Annotated in this window: 18 protein-coding genes; 9 read left to right on the forward strand and 9 right to left on the reverse strand. The window is 64.3% G+C overall.

Annotated features, from left to right (window positions below; genetic code table 11):
- Window positions 1-180: 180 nt before the first annotated feature.
- From OOZ51_RS10900 to OOZ51_RS10925, 6 genes are read right to left on the reverse strand one after another with little or no spacing between them, the layout of a single operon-like run.
- Window positions 181-858: a response regulator gene (locus tag OOZ51_RS10900; RefSeq protein WP_265979536.1), complete on the reverse strand. Its 678-nt coding sequence runs from the start codon at window positions 856-858 to the stop codon at window positions 181-183.
- Window positions 855-3,503: a DUF4118 domain-containing protein gene (locus tag OOZ51_RS10905; protein WP_265979537.1), complete on the reverse strand. Its 2,649-nt coding sequence runs from the start codon at window positions 3,501-3,503 to the stop codon at window positions 855-857. The genes OOZ51_RS10900 and OOZ51_RS10905 overlap by 4 nt, the downstream gene beginning before the upstream one ends.
- Before the next feature lie 57 nt (window positions 3,504-3,560).
- A complete protein-coding gene (gene kdpC, locus OOZ51_RS10910; RefSeq protein WP_265979539.1) occupies window positions 3,561-4,172 on the reverse strand; it encodes a K(+)-transporting ATPase subunit C in 612 nt (203 codons plus the stop codon).
- Between the two features lie 8 nt (window positions 4,173-4,180).
- Window positions 4,181-6,319 (reverse strand): potassium-transporting ATPase subunit KdpB, encoded by a 2,139-nt coding sequence (gene kdpB, locus OOZ51_RS10915; protein WP_265979540.1) that lies wholly within the window; start codon window positions 6,317-6,319, stop codon window positions 4,181-4,183.
- Window positions 6,316-7,983: a potassium-transporting ATPase subunit KdpA gene (kdpA, locus tag OOZ51_RS10920; protein WP_265979541.1), complete on the reverse strand. Its 1,668-nt coding sequence runs from the start codon at window positions 7,981-7,983 to the stop codon at window positions 6,316-6,318. The genes kdpB and kdpA overlap by 4 nt, the downstream gene beginning before the upstream one ends.
- Window positions 7,984-7,989: 6 nt before the next feature.
- Window positions 7,990-8,088 (reverse strand): potassium-transporting ATPase subunit F, encoded by a 99-nt coding sequence (locus tag OOZ51_RS10925; RefSeq protein WP_323054733.1) that lies wholly within the window; start codon window positions 8,086-8,088, stop codon window positions 7,990-7,992.
- 367 nt (window positions 8,089-8,455) lie between these two features.
- Here OOZ51_RS10925 and OOZ51_RS10930 point away from each other — a divergent pair, with 367 nt between their 5' ends.
- Together OOZ51_RS10930 and OOZ51_RS10935 are read left to right on the forward strand one after the other, a co-directional pair.
- Window positions 8,456-10,432, forward strand: coding sequence for an APC family permease (locus OOZ51_RS10930; protein WP_265979542.1), 1,977 nt, complete (start codon window positions 8,456-8,458; stop codon window positions 10,430-10,432).
- 251 nt (window positions 10,433-10,683) lie between these two features.
- Complete coding sequence (locus OOZ51_RS10935) at window positions 10,684-12,102, forward strand: amino acid permease (protein WP_265979543.1); 1,419 nt, start codon at window positions 10,684-10,686, stop codon at window positions 12,100-12,102.
- A 59-nt stretch (window positions 12,103-12,161) separates the two neighbouring features.
- Here OOZ51_RS10935 and OOZ51_RS10940 read toward each other — a convergent pair whose 3' ends face one another.
- Window positions 12,162-13,196 carry a LacI family DNA-binding transcriptional regulator gene (locus tag OOZ51_RS10940; protein WP_265979544.1) on the reverse strand — a complete coding sequence of 345 codons (1,035 nt, stop codon included), beginning with the start codon at window positions 13,194-13,196 and terminating at the stop codon, window positions 12,162-12,164.
- Between the two features lie 291 nt (window positions 13,197-13,487).
- Here OOZ51_RS10940 and OOZ51_RS10945 point away from each other — a divergent pair, with 291 nt between their 5' ends.
- The 7 genes from OOZ51_RS10945 to OOZ51_RS10975 are packed head-to-tail and all read left to right on the forward strand — an operon-like array spanning window position 13,488 to window position 20,756.
- Window positions 13,488-14,807 carry an extracellular solute-binding protein gene (locus OOZ51_RS10945; protein WP_265979546.1) on the forward strand — a complete coding sequence of 440 codons (1,320 nt, stop codon included), beginning with the start codon at window positions 13,488-13,490 and terminating at the stop codon, window positions 14,805-14,807.
- A 3-nt stretch (window positions 14,808-14,810) separates the two neighbouring features.
- Window positions 14,811-15,713, forward strand: coding sequence for a carbohydrate ABC transporter permease (locus OOZ51_RS10950; RefSeq protein ID WP_265979547.1), 903 nt, complete (start codon window positions 14,811-14,813; stop codon window positions 15,711-15,713).
- Window positions 15,713-16,636, forward strand: coding sequence for a carbohydrate ABC transporter permease (locus OOZ51_RS10955; RefSeq protein ID WP_265979548.1), 924 nt, complete (start codon window positions 15,713-15,715; stop codon window positions 16,634-16,636). Before OOZ51_RS10950 ends, OOZ51_RS10955 begins: the two co-directional genes overlap by 1 nt.
- A 34-nt stretch (window positions 16,637-16,670) precedes the next feature.
- Window positions 16,671-17,864, forward strand: coding sequence for a Gfo/Idh/MocA family protein (locus OOZ51_RS10960; protein WP_265979549.1), 1,194 nt, complete (start codon window positions 16,671-16,673; stop codon window positions 17,862-17,864).
- A gap of 13 nt (window positions 17,865-17,877) precedes the next feature.
- A complete protein-coding gene (locus tag OOZ51_RS10965) occupies window positions 17,878-18,882 on the forward strand; it encodes a sugar phosphate isomerase/epimerase family protein (protein WP_265979551.1) in 1,005 nt (334 codons plus the stop codon).
- 51 nt (window positions 18,883-18,933) lie between these two features.
- On the forward strand, window positions 18,934-19,632 hold the full coding sequence (locus tag OOZ51_RS10970) for a ThuA domain-containing protein (protein WP_265979552.1): 699 nt from the start codon (window positions 18,934-18,936) through the stop codon (window positions 19,630-19,632).
- Window positions 19,617-20,756, forward strand: a complete 1,140-nt coding sequence (locus OOZ51_RS10975; protein WP_265979553.1) for a Gfo/Idh/MocA family protein — start codon at window positions 19,617-19,619, stop codon at window positions 20,754-20,756. The genes OOZ51_RS10970 and OOZ51_RS10975 overlap by 16 nt, the downstream gene beginning before the upstream one ends.
- Here the strand turns inward: OOZ51_RS10975 and OOZ51_RS10980 are convergent.
- Window positions 20,738-21,952: an ROK family transcriptional regulator gene (locus OOZ51_RS10980; protein WP_265979554.1), complete on the reverse strand. Its 1,215-nt coding sequence runs from the start codon at window positions 21,950-21,952 to the stop codon at window positions 20,738-20,740. The genes OOZ51_RS10975 and OOZ51_RS10980 overlap by 19 nt on opposite strands.
- Window positions 21,953-22,108: 156 nt before the next feature.
- The gene (locus OOZ51_RS10985; RefSeq protein WP_265979555.1) at window positions 22,109-24,727 is read right to left on the reverse strand and encodes a glycoside hydrolase family 78 protein; all 2,619 of its coding nucleotides are present in this window, start codon (window positions 24,725-24,727) and stop codon (window positions 22,109-22,111) included.
- Window positions 24,728-24,868 lie beyond the last annotated feature (141 nt).

Here is a 24,868-nt window from a genome sequence, read left to right on the forward strand (position 1 = left end):
GCCAAGGTTGAAGGTTCCGCCCGTCCAGCGACACCAGCTGGATGCCTTCCGCCACAGGGAACGGCCAACGCTTGATCTGGGGTTCTGAACCCGCGTAACTTCCGGAAGCACATCACGGGCTCGTCCAAAGTCAGCCACTATGTCATCCGCGGGCCGTCCGACTCGTGGAAGCCGCCGGCATCACGGCATGAACCGGTACCCGATCCCTGCCTCGGTGATTAGGTGGCGAGGGTTCCCGGGTTCCGGTTCCAGTTTCCGCCGGAGCTGGGCCATGTATACGCGCAGGTAATTGGCTTCCTTGGCGTAGGCCGGCCCCCAGACCTCGCTGAGGAGCTGTTGCTGGGTGATCAGCTTCTCCGGGTTCCGCACGAAGAGATCCAGGATCCCCCACTCGGTCGGCGTCAGCCGGACGTCCACGCCGTCGCGCGTCACGCGCCTCATGGCCAGGTCCACCGTGAACGAGTCGGTGACCAGCACGGGCGGCTCTTCGCCCGGATCCGTGGTTCGCCGCAGGATCGCCCGGAGGCGGGCCAGCAGCTCGTCGAGCCCGAAGGGCTTGGTGATGTAGTCGTCCGCGCCCGCGTCCAGTGCTTCAACTTTGTCGTCGGAGCCATGCCGGGCGGAAAGGACCAGGATTGGCACGTTGCTCCACGCACGCAAGCGGGTGATGACCGTGGTTCCGTCGATATCCGGCAATCCAAGGTCGAGGATCAGTACGCCCACCGGATGCTGTGCTGCAGAGCGCAAGGCCGATTCGCCGTCGGACGCGGTGGCCACGGTGTAACCGTGGGCTTGGAGCGTGATCCGCAAGGCCTTGACGATATGGGGATCGTCGTCCACCACCAGGACGTTGCTCATCTCGCCTCCTTGGAGGCGCTATCCGGGCTGCCAGACGGCGGCACATGGCGGCGCTCCAAGAGCACCGATTGCGCTTCCAAGGGAGCTTGCGCCTCCTCATGCGGGAACGCGACCCCGGTCGACAACGGCAGCCGGATGACCATGGTCAAACCACCACCCGGAGTCTCCTCCGCGGTGAGTGTGCCTCCCATCGCTTCCGTGAATCCCTTGGCTACAGCGAGGCCAAGGCCAACCCCGGTGGTGGAAGGGACGTCGTTGAGCCGCTGGAATGGCTGGAACATCCTGACGACGCTTTCGGCGGGGACCCCCTGGCCGTGGTCGATGATGCGCAGTTCTCCGGACGGCCTCCCATCCAGGGCGGACGAGCTGAGTCCGCCCGCTGCACCCACCAGGACCGCATCCGAGTCCGGAGCGTACTTGATGGCGTTCTCCACGATGTTGGCGATGACGCGTTCCAGCATTCCGGAATCGGCGTCGACCTCCGGCATGTTTCCCGGCAGGTCGACGCGCACCCTCCCCGGCGGTACGCCATGCAGGGCGGCCGGAATCACTTCGTACCAGCGCACCGGGCGGATGAGCGCGTTCACCGAGTCCGAGGTAATGCGGGACATGTCCAGCAGGTTCCCCACCAGGACGTCGAGCCTGTCCGAGCATTCCTCGATGGTTGCCAACAGTTCCTGCTCCTCCTCGGGCGTGTAGTGGACGTTGCTTTGCCGCAAGCCGCCCACGGCCAATTTGATCCCCGCCAGCGGAGTCCGGAGGTCATGGGAGACGGCCCGCAGGATGGAGGTGCGCATGGTGTTGCTCTCGGCCAAGCGCATGACTTCACGGCGACTGGCCGCCAATTGCCGCCGCTCCAGCTGGGCCGATAGGTGCGCGCCGAAGGCGCTCAGCAACCGGCGGTCGCTGGCAGGCAGAATGCGGCCGGACAGGACCAGCCGGGTTCCCGCGTCGACCTGTTCGGTGTTGTCGGCGCCGTCGGGAGGAAGGGGCGCGGCCTCTCCGGCTTTGGCGACGAGGCGCCAGCCGCCGGTAGCTGCGCCCGCGGAACCCGCGCCTGTTGCCCTGAAGAGTGCCGCCCCGCGCATCTGGAACACGTCCAGCGCCTGCTTCAAGAGTCCTTCGACGGTGTCCTCTGCGCTCGACGCCCCACGCGTGAGGTCGCCCAGGGTGGTGGCCTCGGCCCTGGCCCGGGCGGCCTCCTTGGAACGCCGGGCCGAGACGTCCACCACGGCGGCCACGGCGGCTGAAACACCCACGAAGACCAACAAGGCAAGGATGTTCTCGGGGTCGCTGATGGTCAGGGTGCCCACGGGGGGTATGGAGAAGTAATTCACCAGCAGGCTGCTCCAGAGGGCACCGAGCAGGGCGGGCCATAACCCGCCCACCAGGGCCACGGCCACAGAGCCCGTCAGCTGGAGAAGCACGGCAGTCGCGATGTTGTGTGAGGGACTCGCGGCGAGGAGGAGCTGCACAACAACCGGCAGGACCACGGCCAGCGCAAAACCGATGGTCACCCTTGTCCGGCCGAGGTCCCGCTGCCGCGGACGGTCAACGCCACGGCCACCCAGGGGATGCGACACCATGTGCACATCGATGTCCCCGGAGTCACGCACCACCCGGTTGCCGATCCCCCGGCCAGTCAGCCTGCCAACGAGGGACCGACGCCGGGAAATCCCGACGACGATCTGCGTCGCGTTAACGCTGCGGGCGAAGTCAAGCAAAGCCTTCGCAGGATCCTCCCCGGCCACCGTGTGGTAGCTCCCGCCGAGATCCCGGACCAATAGCCGCTGGGCCTCCAGCGCCTGCGGCGATTCCGAGGCCACCCCATCGGCGGCGCGGACGTGCACGGCGAGCAAGTCTCCGCCGTTGACGCGCTTGAGAATGCGGGCGGCCCGGCGGATGAGGACTTCCCCTTCAGGCCCGCCCGTAAGTCCAATGACAATCCGCTCGCGGGCCGGCCAGCTCGCCTCGATCCCCTGCTCCGAACGGTACTTCGCGAGCCCTTCGTCCACGCGGTCGGCCAACCAGAGAAGGGCGAGTTCCCGCAGCGCGGTCAGGTTGCCGAGTCGGAAATAGTTTGACAATGCGGCATCGATCTTGTCCGCCGAATAGATCTTGCCGTCTCCCAACCGCTGCCGCAGCAGCTCTGGTGAGATGTCCACAAGGTGGATCTGATCGGCGCGCCGGACGACGTCGTCGGGCACCGTCTCCGACTGCCGCACATCGGTGATGGCGCTCACGACGTCGCCCAAGGAGGCCAAATGCTGGACGTTGACGGTGGAAAGGACGTTAATGCCGGCGTCGAGCAGTTCCTCGACGTCCTGCCAGCGCTTGTGGTTCCGGCTTCCGGGGATGTTCGAGTGTGCGTATTCATCGACGACGGCGATCCGGGGCTTGCGTGCCAGGACCGCGTCGACGTCCATCTCTTCGAAGGTGGTGTCCCGGTACGCGATGGTGTGCGGCGGGATGACTTCCAATCCGTCCATCAAGGCCCGGGTGTCGCTGCGCCCATGGTCCATGGCGAGGGCCACCGCCACGTCCTCGCCACGTCCGCTCAGCCGGTGGGCCTCTTCGAGCATGGCGTAGGTCTTCCCGACCCCCGGGGCTGCCCCGAGGAAAATGCGCAGCGTTGCCCGTGCCATGTGGTCATTCTTTCACTTGTTGAACGAGGCGGTACGGCCGGGCGAGGCCTGGCACCCTCACTTGGCCGGCGCCGCTGCGGCCACGTCCAGGTTCAGTTCCGCGACATTGACCGACGGCTGCCCCAGGAAGGCCTCAAGTCCCGTGACCGTGCGCCGGTCCACCATTGCCTGCACTGTCTCGGGACTCAGCCCGTGCGCCTTTGCCACCCTTGTCACCTGGAGGCGGGCGTAGGCCACCGAGATCTGCGGGTCCAGGCCGGAACCGCTGGCCGTCACGGCGTCGGCGGGGACGTCTGACTCCTTGACCCCCTCGGCGGCGGCGATAGCAGCGCGATTGGCCTTGACGGCGTCGAGCAGTTTGGGATCGTTGGGTCCCAGGTTGCTGGCAGTGGACGCCCCCGGGTCCCACTTGGCCGCCGAGGGGCGGGCATGGAACCACAGCGGGTTCTGGGTGCCGGCCTCATCGGCTACGACCTGAGCGATCAGCGCCGAGGCGGCCGGACGGCCGGCCGAGTCTTTCACGATGGAGCCGTTGGCCTGGAAGGGCGCAACAGCCTGGCCGATTCCGAAAATCGCCAGCGGGTAGATCAATCCGAGGACAACGGTGGCGAGGAGCAGGAACCGCAGGGCCGTTCCCGCTTGCCGAAGATAGCCGGAAAAGATGTTCATGGTGGCTCCTAGCTGATGCCGGGGATGAGGGAAATAAGAAGGTCGATGAGCTTGATCCCGATGAAAGGTGCCACAAGGCCGCCGAAGCCATAGATCGCGAGGTTCCTGGCCAAGGCTTGCGTCGCCGAGACTGCGCGGTATTTGACGCCGCGCAAGGCAAGCGGAACCAGGGCGATGATGATCAGGGCGTTGAAGATCACCGCGGACAGGATGGCCGACGACGGCGAGGCCAGGCCCATGATGTTCAAGAGGCCGAGCCCCGGAAACGCCGCCGTGAACAGTGCTGGAACGATCGCGAAGTACTTTGCGACGTCGTTCGCGACCGAGAAGGTGGTCAGGGCGCCACGCGTGATGAGCAACTGTTTGCCGATCCCCACGATGTTGATGAGCTTGGTGGGATCGGAATCCAAATCCACCATGTTCGCGGCTTCCTTGGCGGCAGGGGTTCCTGAGTTCATGGCGACGCCGACATCCGCCGCGGCCAGTGCGGGGGCATCGTTGGTGCCGTCGCCCGTCATCGCCACCAAGCGGCCTTGCGATTGCTCCTCCTTAATGACGGCCAGCTTGTCTTCAGGAGTGGCCTCGGCGACGAAATCGTCAACGCCGGACTCCGCCGCGATTGCTTTGGCCGTAATCGGGTTGTCCCCCGTGATCATCACCGTCCGGATCCCCATCTTCCGGAGTTCAGCGAAGCGGGCGTGCATTCCCGGCTTGACCACATCGGCAAGGTGGATAGTGCCCAGAACCCGGGCTCCGCCGTCGTGCCCGACGCCGGCCACCAACAGTGGGGTGCCGCCCTGGGCCGAGATCTCCCGCACCTTGCTGTCCACCTCGGCGGGTGTCTGACCGCCGGCGTCGGCAACGAACTTCGCGACGGCGGTTGCGGCGCCCTTGCGGATCTTCCGTCCGTCGAGGTCCAGGCCGCTCATGCGCGTGCTTGCGCTGAACTCGACAACCGCGAAGTCTTCCGAACCCTTGAGGAGCGCAGCGAGGTCCGGGCCGCTGACACCCTTTGCTGTTGCAAGCTCCACGATCGAGCGTCCTTCGGGCGTCTCATCGGCCAGGCTGGAGAGCCGGGCCGCTTCGATGAGTTCGGTCCGCTCGACGTCGTGGGCGGGGAAGAAATTGACCGCGCGCCGGTTGCCGTAGGTGATGGTGCCGGTCTTGTCGAGCAGGAGCGTGGTGATGTCTCCAGCGGTCTCCACGGCGCGGCCGGAGGTGGCCAACACGTTGTGCTGCACCAGGCGGTCCATGCCGGCGATGCCGATGGCCGGCACCAACGCCCCGATGGTGGTGGGGATCAGGCAAACCAAGAGCGCCACCAGGACGATCGGCGACGGCGTTGCGCCCGTGAGGGACGCGAACGGTGCCAAGCTCATGGTGACCGCCAGGAACACGATGGTCAGGGAGACCAGGAGGACGTGGAGGGCAATTTCGTTGGGCGTCTTCTGCCTGACTGCGCCTTCCACGAGCTTGATCATCCGGTCGATGAACGTCTCGCCGGCTTCCGCCGTGATGCGGATGGCGATCCGGTCGGAGAGGACCTTGGTGCCGCCCGTCACCGAAGAACGGTCGCCGCCCGATTCACGAATCACGGGCGCCGACTCACCAGTGATGGTGGACTCGTCCACGCTGGCCAGGCCTTCGACGATTTCGCCATCGGAAGGGATGACGTCCCCGGCTTCGCAGATGACGACGTCGTTCTTCCGCAGTTCCGTGCCCGGCACCTCCCTGAGGGTGCCATCCTCCAGACGAAGCCGCGCAACAACGCCTTTCCTGCTGGCCCGAAGGCTGTCCGCTTGGGCCTTGCCGCGGCCCTCCGCGATGGCTTCGGACAAGGTCCCGAAGAGCACGGTCAGCCAAAGCCAGGCGGTCACCGCGATTCCGAACACGGCCGGTTTGAGGATGCAGATGGCAGTGCAGAGGGCCGCACCAACCAGCACTGTGAACATCACCGGAGAGTGGATCATCTGGCGTGGCCCCAGTTTCCGTACCGCAACCGGCAGCGCGGAACGGATGCTGGCGAGGTCCAGTTTGGCTGGCGCCTTGGTGTGATGCTTGTGCTCCCCCGGAGTGCCCAGGGGATTGCCGTCTGCGTAGGTCTGGGCGGCCGTGTCCTTGGCGAATGCCGTGCTGGACTTGGTCATTTGAGGAGTCCTTCTGCGAGGGGGCCCAAGGAAAGGGCCGGGAAGTAGCTCAAGGCGGTCATGATGACTGTGACGCCGAGCAAGAGCGAACCAAAGAGCCAACCGTGGGTCGGGACCGTGCCGGACGACGCCGGGATCTTGGGTTGTTTTGCAAGGGAACCGGCCAAGGCCAGCACCAACACGATGGGCAGGAAACGGCCCAGAAGCATGGCGAGTCCCATCATCGTGGACAGATACGGTCCGGAGCTGGTAATTCCACCGAAGGCCGAGCCGTTGTTGTTGGCGCCGGACGTGAAGGCATAGAGCACTTCGCTGAATTGGTGGGGTCCGGAGGCTGGTGCGTTGGCCATGGCGTCCGGCAGCAGGACCGTGACCCCGGCGAGCGCCAACACCACCACGGGCGTCACCAGGATGTACATTGCTGTGAGCTTCATTTCCCGGGGGCCGATCTTCTTGCCCAGGAATTCCGGAGTCCGGCCAACCATGAGCCCGGCAATGAACACGGAGACAATCGCGAGGATGAGCAGGCCGTAGAGCCCTGAACCCGTGCCGCCGGGAGCCACCTCACCGAGCATCATGTTCACTATGGCGACTCCACCGGCCAGGGGCGGCAGGGAATCGTGGGCAACGTTGATGGCTCCCGTGGACGTCAAGGTGGTGGCCGTGGCAAAGATTGAGCTTTGGGCGGCGCCGAGTCGCTGCTCGAAGCCTTCCCCCAAACCTCCGGCAGCCGCCGTCGCGGTTCCTTGCGCGGAGGCGACGGCCCAGCCCATCAGGGCAGTGGAACTCAGCCAGAGCGTGCCCATGACACCGACTACCGTGTACCCCTGCCGCTGGTCCCCCACCATGCGGCCATAGGCATAAGGCAGGGCAGACGGGATGAGCAGGATCAGAAAGACTTGGAACAGGCTGATGAAGACGTTCGGGTTCTCGAACGGATGGGCCGAATTCGCATTGAAGTAGCCGCCGCCGTTCGTGCCTAGGATCTTGATTGCCTCCTGGGAGGCTACCGGCCCACCGGGGATGGTCTGGGTGACACCGGTCGCTTGGTTGACGACGTCGGTTGACCAGAAATTCTGGACGACGCCGCCAATCACCATCACAATAGCCGCGAGCGCAGCCATCGGGAGCAGTATGCGGAACGAGGTGCGGGCCACGTCCACCCAGAAGTTCCCCAGCCTGTCCGTCCGGGTTCGCACGATGCCGCGGATCAGCGCGACCACCACCACAATTCCGACGGCGGCCGACAGGAAGTTCTGCACGGCCAGGAGGCACATCTGCACGAAGATGCCCATGGTGGACTCAGGGACGTACGTCTGCCAGTTGGTGTTGGTGGCGAAGGAGATGGCCGTGTTCATGGCCGTCCAAGGGTCCACGCCAGGCAGGGAATTGTTTCCGGGCAGGACGCCTTGGAGCCGCTGGAGCAGGAACACCACCAGGATGGACACTGCAGAGAAGACCATGACACTGCGCAGGTAGATCGACCAGCTCTGCTCGGAGTCCGGGTCAACGCCGGACACCCGGTAGAACAACCGCTCCACGCGGGTTGACCTTTTCCCTTCAAAAACGCGGGCGAGATAAACGCCCAGCGGTTTGTGCACCAAGATGAGCAGCAAAAGCAGAACGGCCACCTGGGTGACGAAGGAGGCAACATTGAAAACCATCCGGAATCACCACTTTTCCGGGTGGATCAAAACGGCCAACAAGTAGCCGAACAGACACAGGCCCGCAATGAACAGGACCAACCACATCACGGCGTCCGCGTTCATTGCCCGTTCACCGGCCCGTCGCCGTCGACAATTTTCCCCAAAAGGTGGGCAATCCACATCACGATCCCCATGGACACCACGAAGATCCCCACAACAGCCACGTCGGCCACTGGAACGTCCTTTCATCCGCGCCCCGTTTGCGGGGCTGATGCCAGTCAACTCCTTGGCAGGCGGCGAAAAGGCGGTCCTGACGAGTTCTTAATACGCCTGGCCTGAATCTTGATGGCCTCTTAACAGGTACAGCGTGGACTCCGGGGGAATGGCCGTTAAGGATTCATCAAGATCCCCTTCAACCAGCAAATAGACCTGCAATCGGTGCTATCTTCATCAATGATCGCGGTGCTGCGCGTCGCGCGGAAAGGACACCATGACTACCTTGAGCAGGCCGCCAGCTGATCCTTCGGCACCAAGGCCCGGGGGCATGGCCTCCTTGCGGACATGGCTGCTGTTCGGACTGCAGGACTCCAAAGGATCGCACCAGGGCCCCGGCGCGGTGGGCGATGCTCACCTGAAAAAGCACTCGTGGTGGCAGGTCATGTGCCTCACCGGCGTCGACTATTTCTCCAGCCTGGGTTACGCCCCGGCGATTGCGGTACTGGCCGCGGGGGTGATTTCCCCGATCGCCACCTTTGTCCTGGTTGGCCTCACTTTGCTTGGCGCCCTTCCCGTCTACCACCGGGTTGCGGGCGAAAGCCCACGCGGTGAGGGATCAATCGCCATGTTGGAGCGCCTCATGCCGCGATGGACCGGCAAATTCTTCGTCCTGGTGCTGCTGGGCTTCGCCGCGACCGACTTCATGATCACCATGACCCTATCCGCAGCAGATGCCACTGCCCACCTGATCCAGAACCCGATTGCGCCCGGCTGGTTGCAAGGCCAAAATGTCGCGGTCACGCTGTTCCTGTTAGCACTACTCGCCGCCGTATTCCTGCGAGGATTCAAGGAAGCGATCGGGGTCGCCGTTGCCCTCGTCGTCCTTTATCTGAGCTTGAACGTCGTGCTCGTGGTGGTCACAATGGCTGAAGTCGTTGCCCACCCCGCAGCCGTCACTGACTGGTGGACGGCGCTGTCCACCTCCCATGGAAACCCGCTGATGGTGGTCGGCATTGCCTTGGTGGTTTTCCCCAAACTGGCGCTAGGCATGTCCGGCTTCGAGACCGGCGTCGCTGTCATGCCGCAGATCAAAGGGGCCCCCGGCGACACCGAAGACAATCCCGTTGCCCGCATCAAGGGCGCCCGGAGACTGCTCACCTCAGCCGCGGTGATCATGAGTTCATTCCTGCTTGCCACCAGCTTCATCACGGTGGTGCTGATCCCGGAGCAGGAATTCCAGCCCGGCGGCCAGGCCGACGGCCGCGCGCTGGCATTCTTGGCGCACCAATATCTCGGGGTGGGGTTCGGCACCGTCTACGACCTGAGCACCATCGCCATCCTCTGGTTCGCCGGGGCCTCGGCCATGGCCGGGCTGCTGAACCTGGTGCCCCGATACCTCCCCCGCTACGGCATGGCTCCCGAGTGGGCCAAAGCAGTGCGTCCGCTGGTCTTGGTGTTCACCCTCATCGGGTTCCTGATCACTTACCTGTTCAACGCCGACGTCGATGCCCAGGGTGGCGCGTACGCGACCGGTGTGTTGGTCCTGATGACCTCGGCAGCCGTGGCGGTGACGCTCTCCGCCCGCCGTTTAAGGCAGCGCAAGCGCACGGTCGGGTTCGGCGTCATCGCCGTGGTCTTCCTCTACACCACCGTCGCCAACATGTTCGAGCGTCCCGAAGGCATCCGGATCGCCGCCATCTTCATCGTGGGGATCATCGTGATCTCCCTGCTTTCCCGGATCCGGCGCTCCTTTGAGCTGCACGCTACCCACGTCCATCTGGACCGCCAGGCTTTGGAATTCATGTCAACCAATCTGAGCGGCCCGATTGCCCTCATTGCCCATGAACCGCTCCGTCTCACTGCTGAGGCCTATCGGGAAAAGCTCTCCTCGGCCATCGAAGTCAGCCACATCCCGGTCGACTACCAAGCACTTTTCCTGGAAGTGATCGTGGACGATTCTTCTGACTTCGAAACCGCACTTGAAGTCCGTGGCGTCACCCGTCACGGGCACCAAATCCTAGAAGTCCACGGACCCGTGGTCCCCAACACCATCGCATCGGTGCTCCTGCACATCCGAGACGTGACGGGCCTCATGCCCCACATCTACTTCCGCTGGACCGAGGGCAACCCGGTCATCAATCTCCTGCGCTTCCTGTTCCTCGGCGAGGGTGAGATCGCCCCGGTAACCCGCGAAGTCCTGCGCGAAGCCGAACCAGATGTCACCCGGCGCCCTTGGGTCCACGTAGGCTGACCCGGCAACCACCTCCGGGACCATTACTCCGAGCAGAAGTGCTTCCTTATTGCTTTTAAAGCAACACATGTTTACTAATACGGCTACAAACTGTGTAACTTGCTATTTATCGACCACGCAGATTGTTTGAGTGCACAACCAATACCGCTGTTATCAGACTTAAGATGGGAATCAATTGTGATTCAACGCACACAATTTTGGCCGAATGCACGCCCTCCGGCCGCCCCCCAATCTGAAAGACGGCGCTCTACATGCACGCTGAACAGCAACTTTCTAAATCCCTAAAACCACGGCACTTGTCCATGATCGCCATCGCCGGCGTCATTGGCGCAGGGTTGTTCGTCGGTTCCGGAGCTGCAATCCAGCAGGCCGGCCCGGGTATCCTCCTGGCGTACATGGCCGCAGGCCTTGTGGTGATCCTCGTGATGCGAATGCTCGGTGAAATGGCCGCCGCCAACCCGGAAACGGGCTCGTTCTCCACATATGCCGACAAGGCGCTCGGCCGCTGGGCTGGCTTCAGCATCGGGTGGCTGTATGCCTGGTTCTGGATCATCGTTCTGGGCATCGAGGCCACAGCAGGGGCCGCGATCTTGCACCGCTGGGTTCCCGGCGTCGATCAGTGGCTGTGGGCGCTAGTGCTCATGATCCTGCTGACACTTACGAACCTCGGCTCGGTAAAGTCCTACGGCGAGTTCGAATTCTGGTTTGCTTCGATCAAGGTCACCGCAATCGTCTTGTTCCTGCTCGCAGGCCTCGCGGCGATCCTCGGCTTCATGCCAGGCGTGCCAGCTCCGGGCGTCGCCAACTTGCTGGAAAACGGTGGTTTCCTGCCGAACGGGCCCGGCGCGGTCTTGGCCGGCATCCTCGTAGTCGTCTTTTCTTTCTTCGGTGCGGAAATCGCCACCATCGCGGCCGGTGAGTCTGCCGATCCCGTGGACGCCGTCAAGAAAGCCGTCAAGTCCACCGTCTGGCGCATCCTGGTTTTCTACGTCGGATCGATCGCCATTGTGGTCACCCTCCTGCCCTGGAACAGCGCCAGTGTGGCAAAAAGCCCCTACGTAGCCGTCATTGAGCTGTACGGCATCCCGGGAGCCGGCACCATCATGGACATCGTGGTCCTCACCTCCGTGTTGTCCTGCCTGAACTCCGGTCTCTACACCGCCAGCCGCATGCTCTTCTCCCTGTCCAAACGCGGCGACGCTCCCAGGTCCTGGGGCAGGATCTCCAAGCGCGGCGTCCCGGCCACCGCAGTGCTGGCGTCCACCGTGGTTGGCTTCATCACCGTGGGCCTGAACTACATCGCCCCTGACACTGTGTTCCTGTTCCTCGTCAACACGTCTGGCGCGATTGCCCTCTTCGTGTGGCTGGTCATCTCGGCTTCCCAGTTGATCCTGCGCCGCCGCATGGGTGCCTCGGCTCAGGGCCTGAGCCTGAAGATGTGGTTTTTCCCGTACCTGACGTGGGTTGCGATCATCAGCATCGTGGCATTGCTGATCGGAATGGTGATCCTGGAGTCAACCCGGGAATCGCTCCTGCTCTCTGTGCTCCTGGCCGTCATTGTGGTAGCAATTGGCCTATGGCGCTACCGCAAGGGTGTAGCCGTCCCGGCCACCAGCCCGGCGACCGGGGAGGTCGACGCCGTCGCCCCAGCAGGAGTGCCGGTGCCGTAACGCCCTAAGTTCTGCAAGAAGGTTCCTGGGCCGACGAGCGGCCCAGGAACCTTCTATGTCTAAGCCGGCGGGGCCGTGGATTCGCGGACCACCAAGTGCGTGGCGAGTTCCACTCTGCGTGAATCGACCGCATCGCCTCGCATTTGCCGCAGCACGAACCGCAAGGCGGCGCGGCCCATCTCCTGCAGCGGCTGGGACACCGAGGTCAGGGGAGGCACCGATTCTTCGGCTTGGTAGGTGCCGTCAAAGCCGACCACACTGATGTCCTCCGGGATGCGGATCTTTTGTCGACGCGCCTCGGCGAGCGCCCCCAAAGCGATGCTGTCGCTTGCGGCGAAGATCGCAGTTGGGCGCTCTTCAAGCTGAAGCAGGGTCTTCATTCCCGCCACACCGTTCTCGGACCGGAAAGGCCCTGACAGGATGTAGCGCTCCTCGACCGGCACACCCTTCGCCATCAGTGCGGCCATGTAGCCGTGAAGCCGCGCTTGGTTGCATTCCGCGGCTTCCGGCCCGCCCAGGTAGGCGATCCGCCGGTGACCTAGATCCAGCAAATGGGCCGTGGCAGCCTTGCCGCCCGCCCAGTTGCTGGCGCCCACGCTGACCACGTCATCTGGCGGCGGGTTGAGCGGGTCGATGACAACGATGGGAATCTGCCGCCGTCGAAATGGATCCAACTGGGCCGAACTGAAGGCCGAGGTCACCACGATCATGCCGCTGCGCCCTTCGTCGATGATCCGCTGGGCCCGTTGCTCCGGGCTTAGTGTCGACGCACCCTGCTGGCCCGTGATGTTGAGGAGGACTTCGACGTCGGAGGCGGCCGCGTGCTCCAGCACGCCATTGAGCACTTCCACGCCATACGCCGAGTTCAAGGTGTCGAGCACTACCTCCACCACAGGCCGCCGGCCCGCGCTGTTTTTTCGCTGAAGCGGTGACTTGTACCCAGTCCGCTCCAAGGCAGTCAGAACCCTGGCGCGAGTAGGGGCGGCAACGTCCTCGCGCCCGTTGACGACCTTCGAGACCGTCGGCATCGAGACGCCCGCCTCCCGCGCAACCGCGGCCAACGTCAGCTTGGCCGGGCGTTCATTGCTGGCCATCACTCCCCTACTCTTTCGAAATATTTCGCTCCCACAAGTCTGGGTGCCAAAGCCAGCAGAGTCAATCATCATTTCGTAAAAGAGTTGAACTTTATGCCCGAAAGTCCTTGACCGTGACTCAGACCACAGCTAAATTTGCCTGACGGACCGAAAATAATATCGAAATATTTCGAAGAATCCGTAAAGCGTACTCAGTGTCAGCGGCAGTGCAGCCTCATCCCTGAAGGCCGGACTCCCGAAACCAATAGCCGGGCAATCAGCGTCGAGCCCGGAGGACGAATGGAAATGCAAATGGTAAAACTCACGTTGCGTTCGGCAGCGATCGCCGTCACTGCTGCGGCCGTGTCACTCTCCCTCGCTGCCTGTGGTTCCAGCGGACCGGCGGGTTCGGCGGGCAACGCCGATTCGACCACCATGTGGGGCCTTACGGGCGGTAACCAGCCCGTGCTCCAGAAGTCCATCGATGCGTGGAACAAAGCTCACGCGGATGAGGCAATCAAGCTCGACTTCTTCGCGAACGACGCGTACAAGACTAAGGTCCGCACCGCCGTCGGCGCCGGCCAGGGACCCACCTTCATCTACGGATGGGGCGGCGGAGTCTTGAAGTCCTACGTCGACTCCGGCCAGGTTGCCGACATGTCCGATTTCATCGCGTCAAACCCGGACGTCAAGAGCCGCTACCTTCCGTCCGTGCTCAAGAATGGCGTGATCAACGGCAAGACCTATGCCTTGCCGAACAACAACGTGCAGCCGGTCGTCCTGTATTTCAATAAGGACGTCTTCGACAAGATCGGCGCACAGGCCCCCAAGACCTGGGATGAGCTGATGGCGCTGGTGCCGAAGTTCAAAGCAGCCGGTATCGCCCCCTTCTCCCTGGGTGGCCAGTCCAAGTGGCCTGACCTGATGTGGCTCGAATACCTTGTTGAGCGCATCGGCGGACCCGACGCCTTCGCGAACATCGCCGCGAACAAGCCCGGCGCGTGGTCCGATCCCGCCGTCAAGGAAGCCCTGACCAAGATCCAGGAACTGGTTGACGCCGGCGGATTCGTGAACGGCTTCTCCTCCGTTGCTGCCGACAGCAACGCCGACCAGGCGCTCCTCTACACCGGCAAGGCCGCCATGATCCTGCAGGGCGGCTGGATCTACCAGGGCATGAAGAAGGACGCGGCGGATTTCGTCAAGAGCGGCAAGCTCGGCTACATCACGTTCCCAACCGTTTCCGGAGGCAAGGGCGATCCGGCCAACGTGGTGGGCAACCCTTCCAACTTCTGGTCGATTTCGTCCAAGGCCACTGACAGCCAGAAGAAGGCCGCGCTCGACTACGTCAAGAGCGGAATGTTCACCGACGCGGACACCCAGGCCCTGATCGATTCCGGAGCCGTTCCCGTGACCACGGGCATCGAAAGCAAGCTGGCAGCATCGCCGGACAAGGACTTCCTGAGCTACGTGTACGGCATGGCCAAGAACGCCCCGAGCTTCACCCTCTCTTGGGACCAGGCCCTCAGCCCCGCACAGGGAGACGCCATGCTGGCGAACCTGGACCAGATCTTCCTGAAGAAGATCAGCCCCGATCAGTTCGTCACAACCATGAACGCAACGATCGGAAAGTAAACAGTGTCTACCTCAACCGGTTCTTCCCGGCGGGTCCTTGAAAAGGGCCCGTCGGGGTGGCTGGCCGCACCAGCCCTCGTTTTCTTCCTCCTGTTCGCCATCCTCCCGCTCCTTGGCGTGCTCTTCCTCAGCTTCACCAAATGGGACGGGCTGGGCGAAATCAAGCTGGACGGCTTGTCGAGCTGGACCACGGTCCTGACCGATCCCGTCACTGGTAACGCGCTGTTGGTCACCGCCAAGATCATGTTCTTCTCGTTCATCGTCCAGGCGCCCATCAGCCTGCTGCTGGGCGTGTTCACGTCCGCTTCCCAGAAATACCGCGCAGCCCTCGCGGTCCTATACTTCGTGCCGCTGCTGCTCTCCTCGGCTGCCGTCGCCATCGCTTACAAGGCCCTGTTGGACCCGAACTTCGGCCTTGGCCCGGGCTTGGGCCTTCCGTTCCTTGCCCAGGACTGGCTCGGCAACTCGGACCTGGTGCTGTTCGTCGTCGTATTCGTCATCGCCTGGCAGTTCGTCCCGTTCCACACGCTCATCTACCAAGGTGGCGTCCGCCAGATCCCTGCGTCCCTCTACGAAGCGGCCCAAATTGACGGCGCAGGACGCATGCAGCAGTTCTTCGCCATCACTTTGCCCCAGTTGAAGTACACCATCATCACGTCCTCTACCCTCATGGTGGTCGGCTCGCTGGCCTACTTCGATCTCGTCTTCGTCCTCACGGGCGGCGGACCCGGGTACGCCACGCGGCTTTTGCCGCTGCACATGTACCTGACGGGCTTCAAGGCCAACGACATGGGCGCCGCCAGCGCCCTGGGCGTCATCCTCGTGGTGATCGGCCTTGCGCTGGCCCTGATCCTGCAAAGACTCGGTGGCAAGAACCGCAACGCAAGCCAATTGGAAGGTGCCTGATGGCTTCCACAACCCAGCTTCCCGTACCTCCGGCAGGGCGCACCGCGCTAAGCAACAACGCGAGCCACAAGCATGGCCCCCGGTCAAAACGGACCAAGGGACCAGGACGCTTCCGTCCTAACTATCTGGGCGGCTTGGGCGGTTGGTTGTGGCTGGCGGTCATCATCGTTCCGATCTACTACGTGGTAGTCACCAGCCTGAAGAACCAGGCCGGCTTCTTCACCTCGAACCCGATGCTGCCGCCAAGCGAGCCGACGCTGGACAACTACAAGCTGGTGCTCGAGAACGACTTCGCCATGTACTTCGTAAACAGCCTGCTCGTCACGGTGGGCAGCGTGGTGCCCGCACTCCTGGTGTCTTTCATGGCTGCCTACGCGATCGTTCGGGGCAAGGGCCGCTTCCTGGCTTGGACCAATAACACGTTCCTCCTGGGCCTGGCGATTCCGCTCCACGCCACGATCATCCCCATCTATTGGATGATCACCAAGGCGCATCTCTACGACACGTTGTTGGCGCTTATCCTCCCGTCCATCGCGTTCGCCATTCCTATTTCGGTCCTCATCCTGAGCAACTTCATGCGGGATGTCCCCAACGAGTTGTTCGAGTCCATGCGGCTCGACGGCTGCTCGGACTGGGCCATGATGTGGCGACTCGCGCTGCCCATGACGCGTCCCGCCGTCGTAACTGTTGGCATTTACAACGCGCTGGGAGTCTGGAACGGCTTCCTCTTCCCGCTGATCCTGACCCAAAGCCCCTCCACGCGCGTGCTTCCACTGTCCTTGTGGACCTTCCAAGGCGAATTCAGCGTGAACATCCCTGCCGTGCTGGCTTCGGTGGTGCTCGCGACTTTGCCGCTCCTGGTCATCTATGTGGTGGCCCGCCGCCAGCTGCTCAGCGGACTGACCGCCGGATTCAGCAAATAGCTGTCGCTCTTTGAATGGCACGAAAGGAAACACAATGACTACCCCAAAGCCCTTGCGCGTCGGCATGGTCGGCTATGCGTTCATGGGTGCCGCCCACTCCCACGCCTGGCGGACTGCGCCGAGGTTCTTCGATCTCCCGCTGGACCCCCAGCTCACCGCCCTGTGCGGCCGGAACGACGACGGCGTCCGGGCCTCCGCGCGCAAGCTCGGCTGGGGATCCGTGGAGACAGATTGGCGCCGGCTCCTCGAGCGGGACGACATCGACCTGATCGACATCTGCACCCCGGGCAACACCCACGCGGAGATCGCGATCGCGGCCCTTGAAGCCGGCAAGCACGTGCTCTGCGAAAAGCCGCTGGCCAATTCGGTGGCAGAGGCAGAGCGCATGACCGAAGCCGCCCGGGCCGCGGCCGAACGCGGGGTGTTCTCGATGTGCGGGTTCAGCTACCGCCGCACGCCGGCGTTGGCCCTCGCCAAGCGGATGGTCGACGACGGCAGGCTGGGAACCATCCGGCACGTGCGGGCGCAGTACCTGCAGGACTGGCTCAGCGACGAAAACGCGCCCATGACCTGGCGGCTGGACAAGTCCAAGTCCGGGTCGGGCTCCTTGGGCGACATCGGAGCACACAGCATCGACGCCGCGCAATGGGTCACCGGGCAGCAGATCACCGGCGTTTCCGCGCTCCTGGAAACCTTCGTCCACGAGCGCCCGCTGGCCGGTGACCTCGTGGGCCTCGGCGGACATGGCGACGTCGGCGCGGATGCGCCGCGCGGGACGGTCACCGTCGATGACGCCGCGATTTTCACCGCAAGGTTCGACGGCGGCGCTGCTTCGCCGGGCGCCGTCGGGGTTTTCGAGGCGACGCGCTTCGCGCTGGGACGGAAGAACGCGATGCGCCTGGAGGTCAACGGCACCAAGGCCTCCCTCGCGTTCGACTTCGAAGAGATGAACGTACTGTCCTTCTACGACGCCGCGGAATCCCCCGACGCCGGGTTCCGTCGGATCTTCGTCACCGAACCCGAGCACCCCTACGCCGGAAATTGGTGGCCCACAGGGCATGGCCTCGGATATGAGCACGGTTTCACGCACCAAGTGGTGGACCTCGTGACGGCGATCGGGGCAGGCGAGCAGCCCTCGCCGTCGTTCGCCGATGCCCTGCAAGTGCAAAAGGTCCTGGCCGCCGTGGAAGGCAGCGCCGCAGAGTCCAGCCGCTGGCAGAAAGTCTAGGAGGGGAATCCCAATGAAAAGACCCATCACACTATTCACCGGCCAGTGGGCCGATCTGCCCTTCCAAGAGGTCGCCCGGCTCGCCGGCGAGTGGGGCTTCGACGGGCTGGAAATCGCCTGCTGGGGCGACCACCTGGACCCCTACCGCGCTTCCGTGGACGACGGCTACGTCCAGGAACGCCTCGAGATCCTTGAGAAAAACGGCCTCAAGGTCTTCGCGATCGCCAACCACCTCACGGGCCAGGCAGTGTGTGACGACCCCATCGATGAGCGCCACCGGGACATCCTCTCCGATGAAATCTGGGGCAATGGTGATCCCGAAGGGGTACGTCAACGCGCTGCGGAGTCCATGAAGGACACCGCACGGGCCGCGGCACGCCTCGGCGTCAAGACCGTCACCGGATTCACGGGCTCCTCCATCTGGAAGGCCGTGGCCATGTTCCCGCCTGCCTCGGAAGCGATGATCGAGCGTGGCTACCAGGATTTCGCGGACCGCTGGAACCCGATCCTCGACGTGTTCGACGAGGTCGGAGTCCGCTTCGCCTTGGAAGTCCACCCCTCAGAGATCGCCTACGACTACTGGACCGCAAAGCGCGCCCTGGAAGCCGTCGGCCACAGGGAGAGCTTCGGGCTGAACTTCGATCCGTCCCACTTCATCTGGCAGGACCTGGATCCGGTGATGTTCCTCCAGGATTTCGCACCGAAGATCTTCCATATGCACGTCAAGGAATCCATCCGCCAGCTCAATGGCCGAAATGGCCGGCTCGGATCCCACTTGCCATGGGCGGATCCGCGCCGTGGCTGGGACTTCGTCACCGCAGGCCATGGGGACGTGAAGTGGGAGCCGATCTTCCGGACTCTCAATGCCATCGGCTATGACGGGCCAACCAGCGTCGAATGGGAAGACGCGGGCATGGACCGGCTCGTGGGAGCGCCGCAATCTTTGGCCATGGTCCGGGAACTCGCCGCTATCGCCCCGCCCGTCGCCGCATTCGACGCCGCGTTCTCGAGCCGCTGACTTTTCCGGCTGCTATTGCCGGGTTTACGTATTTCTAAGCAAAAGGAAACCATGACTGACAAGAAGACCGCCCTGGTGGTCCGTGGCGGCTGGGATGGCCACCAGCCATTCGAGGCCACGGAATTCTTTATCCCGTTCCTCAAGGACAACGGCTACGACGTCCGGGTCGAGGAATCCCCCAAGGTATATGCCGATTCGGCATACATGCCCGGCGTTGACCTGATCGTGCAGTGCATGACCATGTCCACCATCGAAAAGGACGAATTCGAAGGGCTCCGCACCGCCGTCGAAAACGGCACGGGACTGGCCGGCTGGCACGGTGGCATCGCCGATTCCTACCGGAACAACTCGGACTACCTGCACATGATCGGCGGCCAGTTCGCGTGCCATCCGGGCAAACACCCTGACGAACTCATCGGCGAGCAGTCCGACAATTACGTGCCCTACACCGTGAACATGCTCCCGGCTGCCGCGAGCCATCCCATCACGCAGGGCATCAGCGACTTCGAGCTGGTCACCGAGCAGTACTGGGTCCTCTCGGACGACTACATCGACGTCCTCGCCACCACCACGCAGAAGGTCCGCGACTGGGACCCGTGGAACCGGGAAGTCACCTCCCCCGCCATCTGGACCCGCCAGTGGGCCGAAGGCAGGATCTTCGTCTGCACCCCGGGCCACCGCGTGGAAATCCTCCAGGACAGCAACGTCCGCACCATCATCGAAAGGGGCATGCTTTGGGCAACCCGATAGACACAGCCAAGCCAATAAAAGTAGGCATCATCGGCTGCGGCGCCATCATCGCCCAGTACCTCACCAACTTCCGCCGCCTGGACGCCATTGACCTGGTGGCCGTCGCGGACCTCGACCCCGCCCGCGCGCAAGCGGTCGCCGATTCCTGCGACGGCGTCCGTGCACTCAGCGTAGAGGAGCTCCTCGCCGCGGAGGACGTCGAGTTGGTCCTGAACCTCACCATTCCGGCCGCGCATGCGCCGGTCGCTTTGAGGGCGATCGCCGCCGGCAAGAGTGTCTACGGGGAAAAACCCCTCGCTGCCACGACCGCCGAGGCGCGGCAGGTGCTCGACGCGGCGCGGGAGGCCGGCGTCCTGGTCGGCTGCGCACCGGACACGGTGCTCGGCACCGGGATCCAGACCGCCCGCAAAGCGATCGACGACGGCCTGATCGGCACACCCATCTCGGCCACCGCAACCATGGCCACCCCGGGGCACGAGCGCTGGCACCCGAACCCGGACTTCTACTACCAGCCCGGCGGCGGACCCCTGCTGGACATGGGGCCCTACTACGTCAGCGCCCTGGTCACGCTGCTCGGCCCAGTGGTCTCGGTCATCGGAGCCGCGAGCCACACCCGGAACTCGCGCACCATCGGCTCCGGCCCGCGCCAGGGCGAAACGATCCCCGTGACCATCGACTCGCACGTCACCGGGGTCCTGGTCCACGCCTCCGGCGCGCTGTCCACGCTCGTGATGAGCTTCGACGCCGTGAAAACCAAGTCCCCCAACATCGAGATCCACGGGGCCACAGGGTCCCTGGTTGTTCCCGACCCGAACCACTTCGACGGCGACGTCCGGCTTTTCACGCTCGGCGCCGACTCCTGGCAGACGCTACCGGCCTCGGCCGGCTACATCGATTCCGGCCGCGGCTTCGGCATCGCCGACCTCGCCGCCACTCCGGCCGGCGCGGAACCGCGTGCGGGCGGTCAGTTGGCTTACCACGCGCTGGAGGTCATGGAATCAGTGCTGGCATCCGCCCACAGCGGGACCGCGGTGACCATCAAAAGCACGGTCGAACGGCCGGACCCCGTGGAGTTGACCGCGTTGGCGGCACCGCTCGCACAGGTTCAGGGAATCAGCTCGTAAGGGTTGCCCAATATTCTCCGGACTGAGGTTGCCGCGGCGCCGATGAGCGCCCCTGTTCGCCCCAGTCCGGAGAACGCCACGTTCCCTTCCGGGATCAGTCCCGGCGCGAAGTGGTCCAGGCTACGGCGCAACGCGGGAGCGATCCACTCCTCAAGTGCCTCGAAATGCCCGCCAAGCACGACGGCGGAGACGTTCGCCACCCGCGCTGTGGAGGCCACGGCGATTCCGAGATAGCGTCCGGCTTGTTCCACCCCTGAAACCGCGAGATCATCGCCGTCGTGGGCGCGTTTCAGCAGGAGTGCCATGGGCCCTGTGTTCGAATCCTGCTCTATTCCCGCGGCGGAATATATGGCGTCTTGGCCCGCAAACGTCTCAAGGCAACCGTGGCCACCGCAGGCGCACAACGGGCCGTCGGGATTCACCACGACATGTCCGATCTCGCCGGCATGACCTTGCGGACCGGCGAACAGCTGTGAATCTATGACCAGCCCACCTCCCACTCCCACCTCACCGGACACGTACAGGAAGTCACGGAACCGGTCGCTTTTGCCGTGATTTGCGCCGTGGCCAAACCAGAGTTCCGCGAGCGCGGCACTGTTGGCCTCGTTCGAAAGGGAGACGCCGAAAGGCGCGTCCGGCAGCAGCGTGGGCAGCTCCTCGGAGAGGTCGACGTCGGCCCAGCCCAGGTTCGGGGCGGCCAGGACCACGTTGCGCTCCGCATCCACCAACCCCGGCACCGTCAGTTCCCCGGCAAGAAGTTCGACGCCAGCGCCCGACGCCTTTGTTGCTGCCTGCTGCGCCATGGCGACGAGAAGCGAGAGGACGTCGGCCGGCTTGCTTCCACGGTTGTGCCGTTCACGGGTCTCGTGGAACAAGAGTTCCCCTGTGAAGTCCAGGACTCCTACCGCGAGGTAGTCCACATTTATTTCCGCGGCGAGGGCACCGCGCGCAGGGTTGAGGACGATTCCAGTTCCGGGCCGTCCGCGTTCGCCGTCGCGCGTGACATTTGCTTCCAGCACCAGGCCCGACTCGAGCAGATCGGCAACGAGGCTCGAAACGGAGGCCTTGGTCAGTCCGCTTTCCGCGGCAAGTTGGGCACGCGTCGCCCCACCCCGCCCCTGGATCCAGCCGAGCACAAGTGCCAGGTTCTGCCTGCGGACATCGCCCACTCTTCCGGGCGACGGCGTGGCGGGCATGGTTCCTCCAGGATCCGGTTTTGACGAGGTGACTTACATCATCATTCACGTATTAGTCCTTGAGGGCCATTTGGACCGTGCCGTGCGGCTGGCTACGGCGGCGGCGGTCCTGAGCCGGTCCGGCGCCGGGACCGCGGGGTCCCGGCGCCGGAGGGCTCACATGACCGGGAGGCTCAGCCGGTGCTTTCCCGAGCCCAGCTCGCTGGGGAGTCCGCCCGGAAGCTCGACTGTCGCCGTCGTTCCTGTCGGTACGGTGGCGTCGAGGTGCATCGTCCCATTCTCGATGCGCCATGAGACCTCAGCCATACCGTACGGAGTCAGGTGGCGCGTGGTCGCGTGGGTGATCCCCCCGCCAGGACGCGGCCGGATGCCGATCTTTCGGTAGCCGGGCTCGAGGGGCGAGAGGCCGCCGATGACCCGGTGCATCCAGTCAGCCACAGCGCCGAGGGCGTAGTGATTGAACGAGGTCATTTCGCCGGGGTTGACCGTGCCGTCGGGCAGCATGGAGTCCCACCTTTCCCAGATGGTCGTCCCTCCTTGCTTCACGGCGTACAGCCATGAGGGGCATTCTTCCTCCGTGAGCAGGTCATACGCCGTCCCTACGTGGCCGCCGAGGGTGAGGGCGTCGCTGATGACCGGGGTTCCGGCGAATCCGGTGGCGATGCGGTTCCCTGATTCGGCAACGAGCTCGGCGAGGCGCTCGGCCGCGCGGCTTTTCTGCCCTTCCGTGGGCAGAAGGTCGAACACGAGGGCGAGCGCGTAGGCGGTCTGCGCGTCACTCGTCATGGTTCCGTCCTCGCGGACGTACCGCTGGGCGAAGGCCTGCCGGACCTTTTCGGCCAGTTCTGCGTACCGGGCCTCGTCGTGGGCATTGCCGAGCACACTGGCAATCCGGGAGAGGTGACGAGCCGACCAGGCGAAGTAGGCCGTGGCTACGAGGTAGCGGTCGGTGCGCGCATCGGTGGGATCGTGCGGGGGTGCTGCCGGGTCGAGCCAGTCGCCCAGCTGGAAGCCTTCGTCCCAGAGGTGCGTTTCGCCAGCCCGTTCGGCCATAAGGTCGACCCATGCCTTAGCACTGGAATACTGATCGGCGAGCACGCCCTTGTCTCCGAACCGTTCGTACAGGGTCCAGGGGGTGAGCACGGCGACATCGCCCCACACGGCTCCGGGGATCGTCGCATCCCACGAGCCGGCCTGGACCCAGGGGACATACCAGGGGACGGTCCCGTCCGGAAACTGCTCGTCGGCGACGTCCTTGAGCCAGCCGGCGAGCATCCCCGAGCAGTCGTAGAGGAAGGACGCCGTGGGAGCGAAGACCTGGATGTCGCCGGTCCATCCGAGGCGTTCGTCGCGTTGGGGGCAGTCCGTGGGAATGCTGACGAAGTTCCCGCGCATGCTCCACCGGACGTTCTCGTGCAGGCGGTTGATGAGCGGGTCGGAGCATTCGAACCAGCCGGTGCGTTCCATGTCGGTGTGGTGGACCCGGGCTGTCAGCGCGTTGAGCTTGACGGCGTCGACGGCTCCGGTGATCTCGGCGTAACGAAAGCCGTGCATGGCGAACCGTGGCTCCCACGTGTGCTCGGAATCGTCCGCGAGGGTGTATTCGTCGGTCGAAGCGGCCAGGCGCAACGGCCTCGTGTAGAGCTCGCCGTCCTGGAGGACTTCGGCGTGGCGGATGGTCACGGTGTCGCCGGGCTTCCCGTGGATGGTGAGGCGGAGCCGCCCGACGAGGTTTTGACCGAAGTCGATCAGGGTCTTGCCCGCGGGCGATGTCCAGATGCGCTGCGGGGCGAGCTCATCGGTGCACCGGACGGGCGGTCCAGCGGGGGCCTCGAGGGTGGCTTTGCTCAGGTCGACGACCCGCACCCCGGACCATGCACTGTCATCAAAGCCCGGCTGCGACCAGCCGCGCTCCTCGAGGCGGGCGTCGTGGCGTTCGCCGTCGTAGAAGCTCGCGAAGGTGATGGGGCCGTGGGAGGTTCTCCATCCGTCGTCGGTGGTGATGACATCCCGCCGGCCGTCCATGTAGGTGATTTCGAGCTGCGCGAGGAGGGAGGTCCGGTCTCCGTAGTTGTTGCGGGTGCCTCCCTGGAAACCGATGCGTCCGCGGAACCAACCGTCGGCCAGCCACGCACCGACGGTGTTCTCGCCGTCGACGAGGAAGTCGGTAACGTCAAACGTTGAGTAGAGCAGGCGGTGGTCGTAGCTCGTCCAGCCCGGGGCGAGGACTTCGTCCCCCACCCGCCGGCCGTTGATCTCCATTTCGTACACGCCCTGCGCGGTGACGTAAAGCCTGGCCGAAGCAATGCTTGCGCCTGTTGCGAAGGAGCGTCTGAGGAGGGCAGGCGGGTTGTCTTCCTCGCGGTTATGCTCCAGGTCCGGCGTGACAGCCAAGGCAGTCCAGTCGTCGGCGGCGAGGAGGCCCGCTTCAATGGAGAGGGGTTCGCTCCATGGAGACGGGTTGTCGTCGGTTCCCCAGAGCCGTACCTGGACTTCTACACCCTCACGTGACTGCAAAGCGGGGAAGGGCCACTCCACGAGGACGGATTCCGGGGACAAGGCTTCAGTCGTCACGCGCGCCTTCCCGGCCCGCTCGACGGCGATCTCGTACTTGCGCTGTTCCCACCCGGCCGGGGCTTGCGTCTGCCAGGAGAGGCGGGGGCGCGCTTCGCCGATGCCAAGGGCGACCGTTCGGTGTTCGGCCTGCATGCGGACCACTCGGGCTGTGGGTGCTGTTGTCTCTTTTGTCGCTGTGGCTGCTGCCGGGAGTGTCATGTGGTTCTTCCCAAGTGTTCTCGAGGTGTGGGTGCGGTGGGGGGGCGGGGGGGCGCCCCCCCCCCGGGGGGGGGGTATTGCCCGCGGGCGGGCCCAGGGGGCCGAGGTGCCAGGGGGGTAGGGGGTGTGCGATTTATTAAG

Source organism: Arthrobacter rhizophilus, assembly GCF_026241105.1.
Lineage (GTDB): Bacteria > Actinomycetota > Actinomycetes > Actinomycetales > Micrococcaceae > Arthrobacter.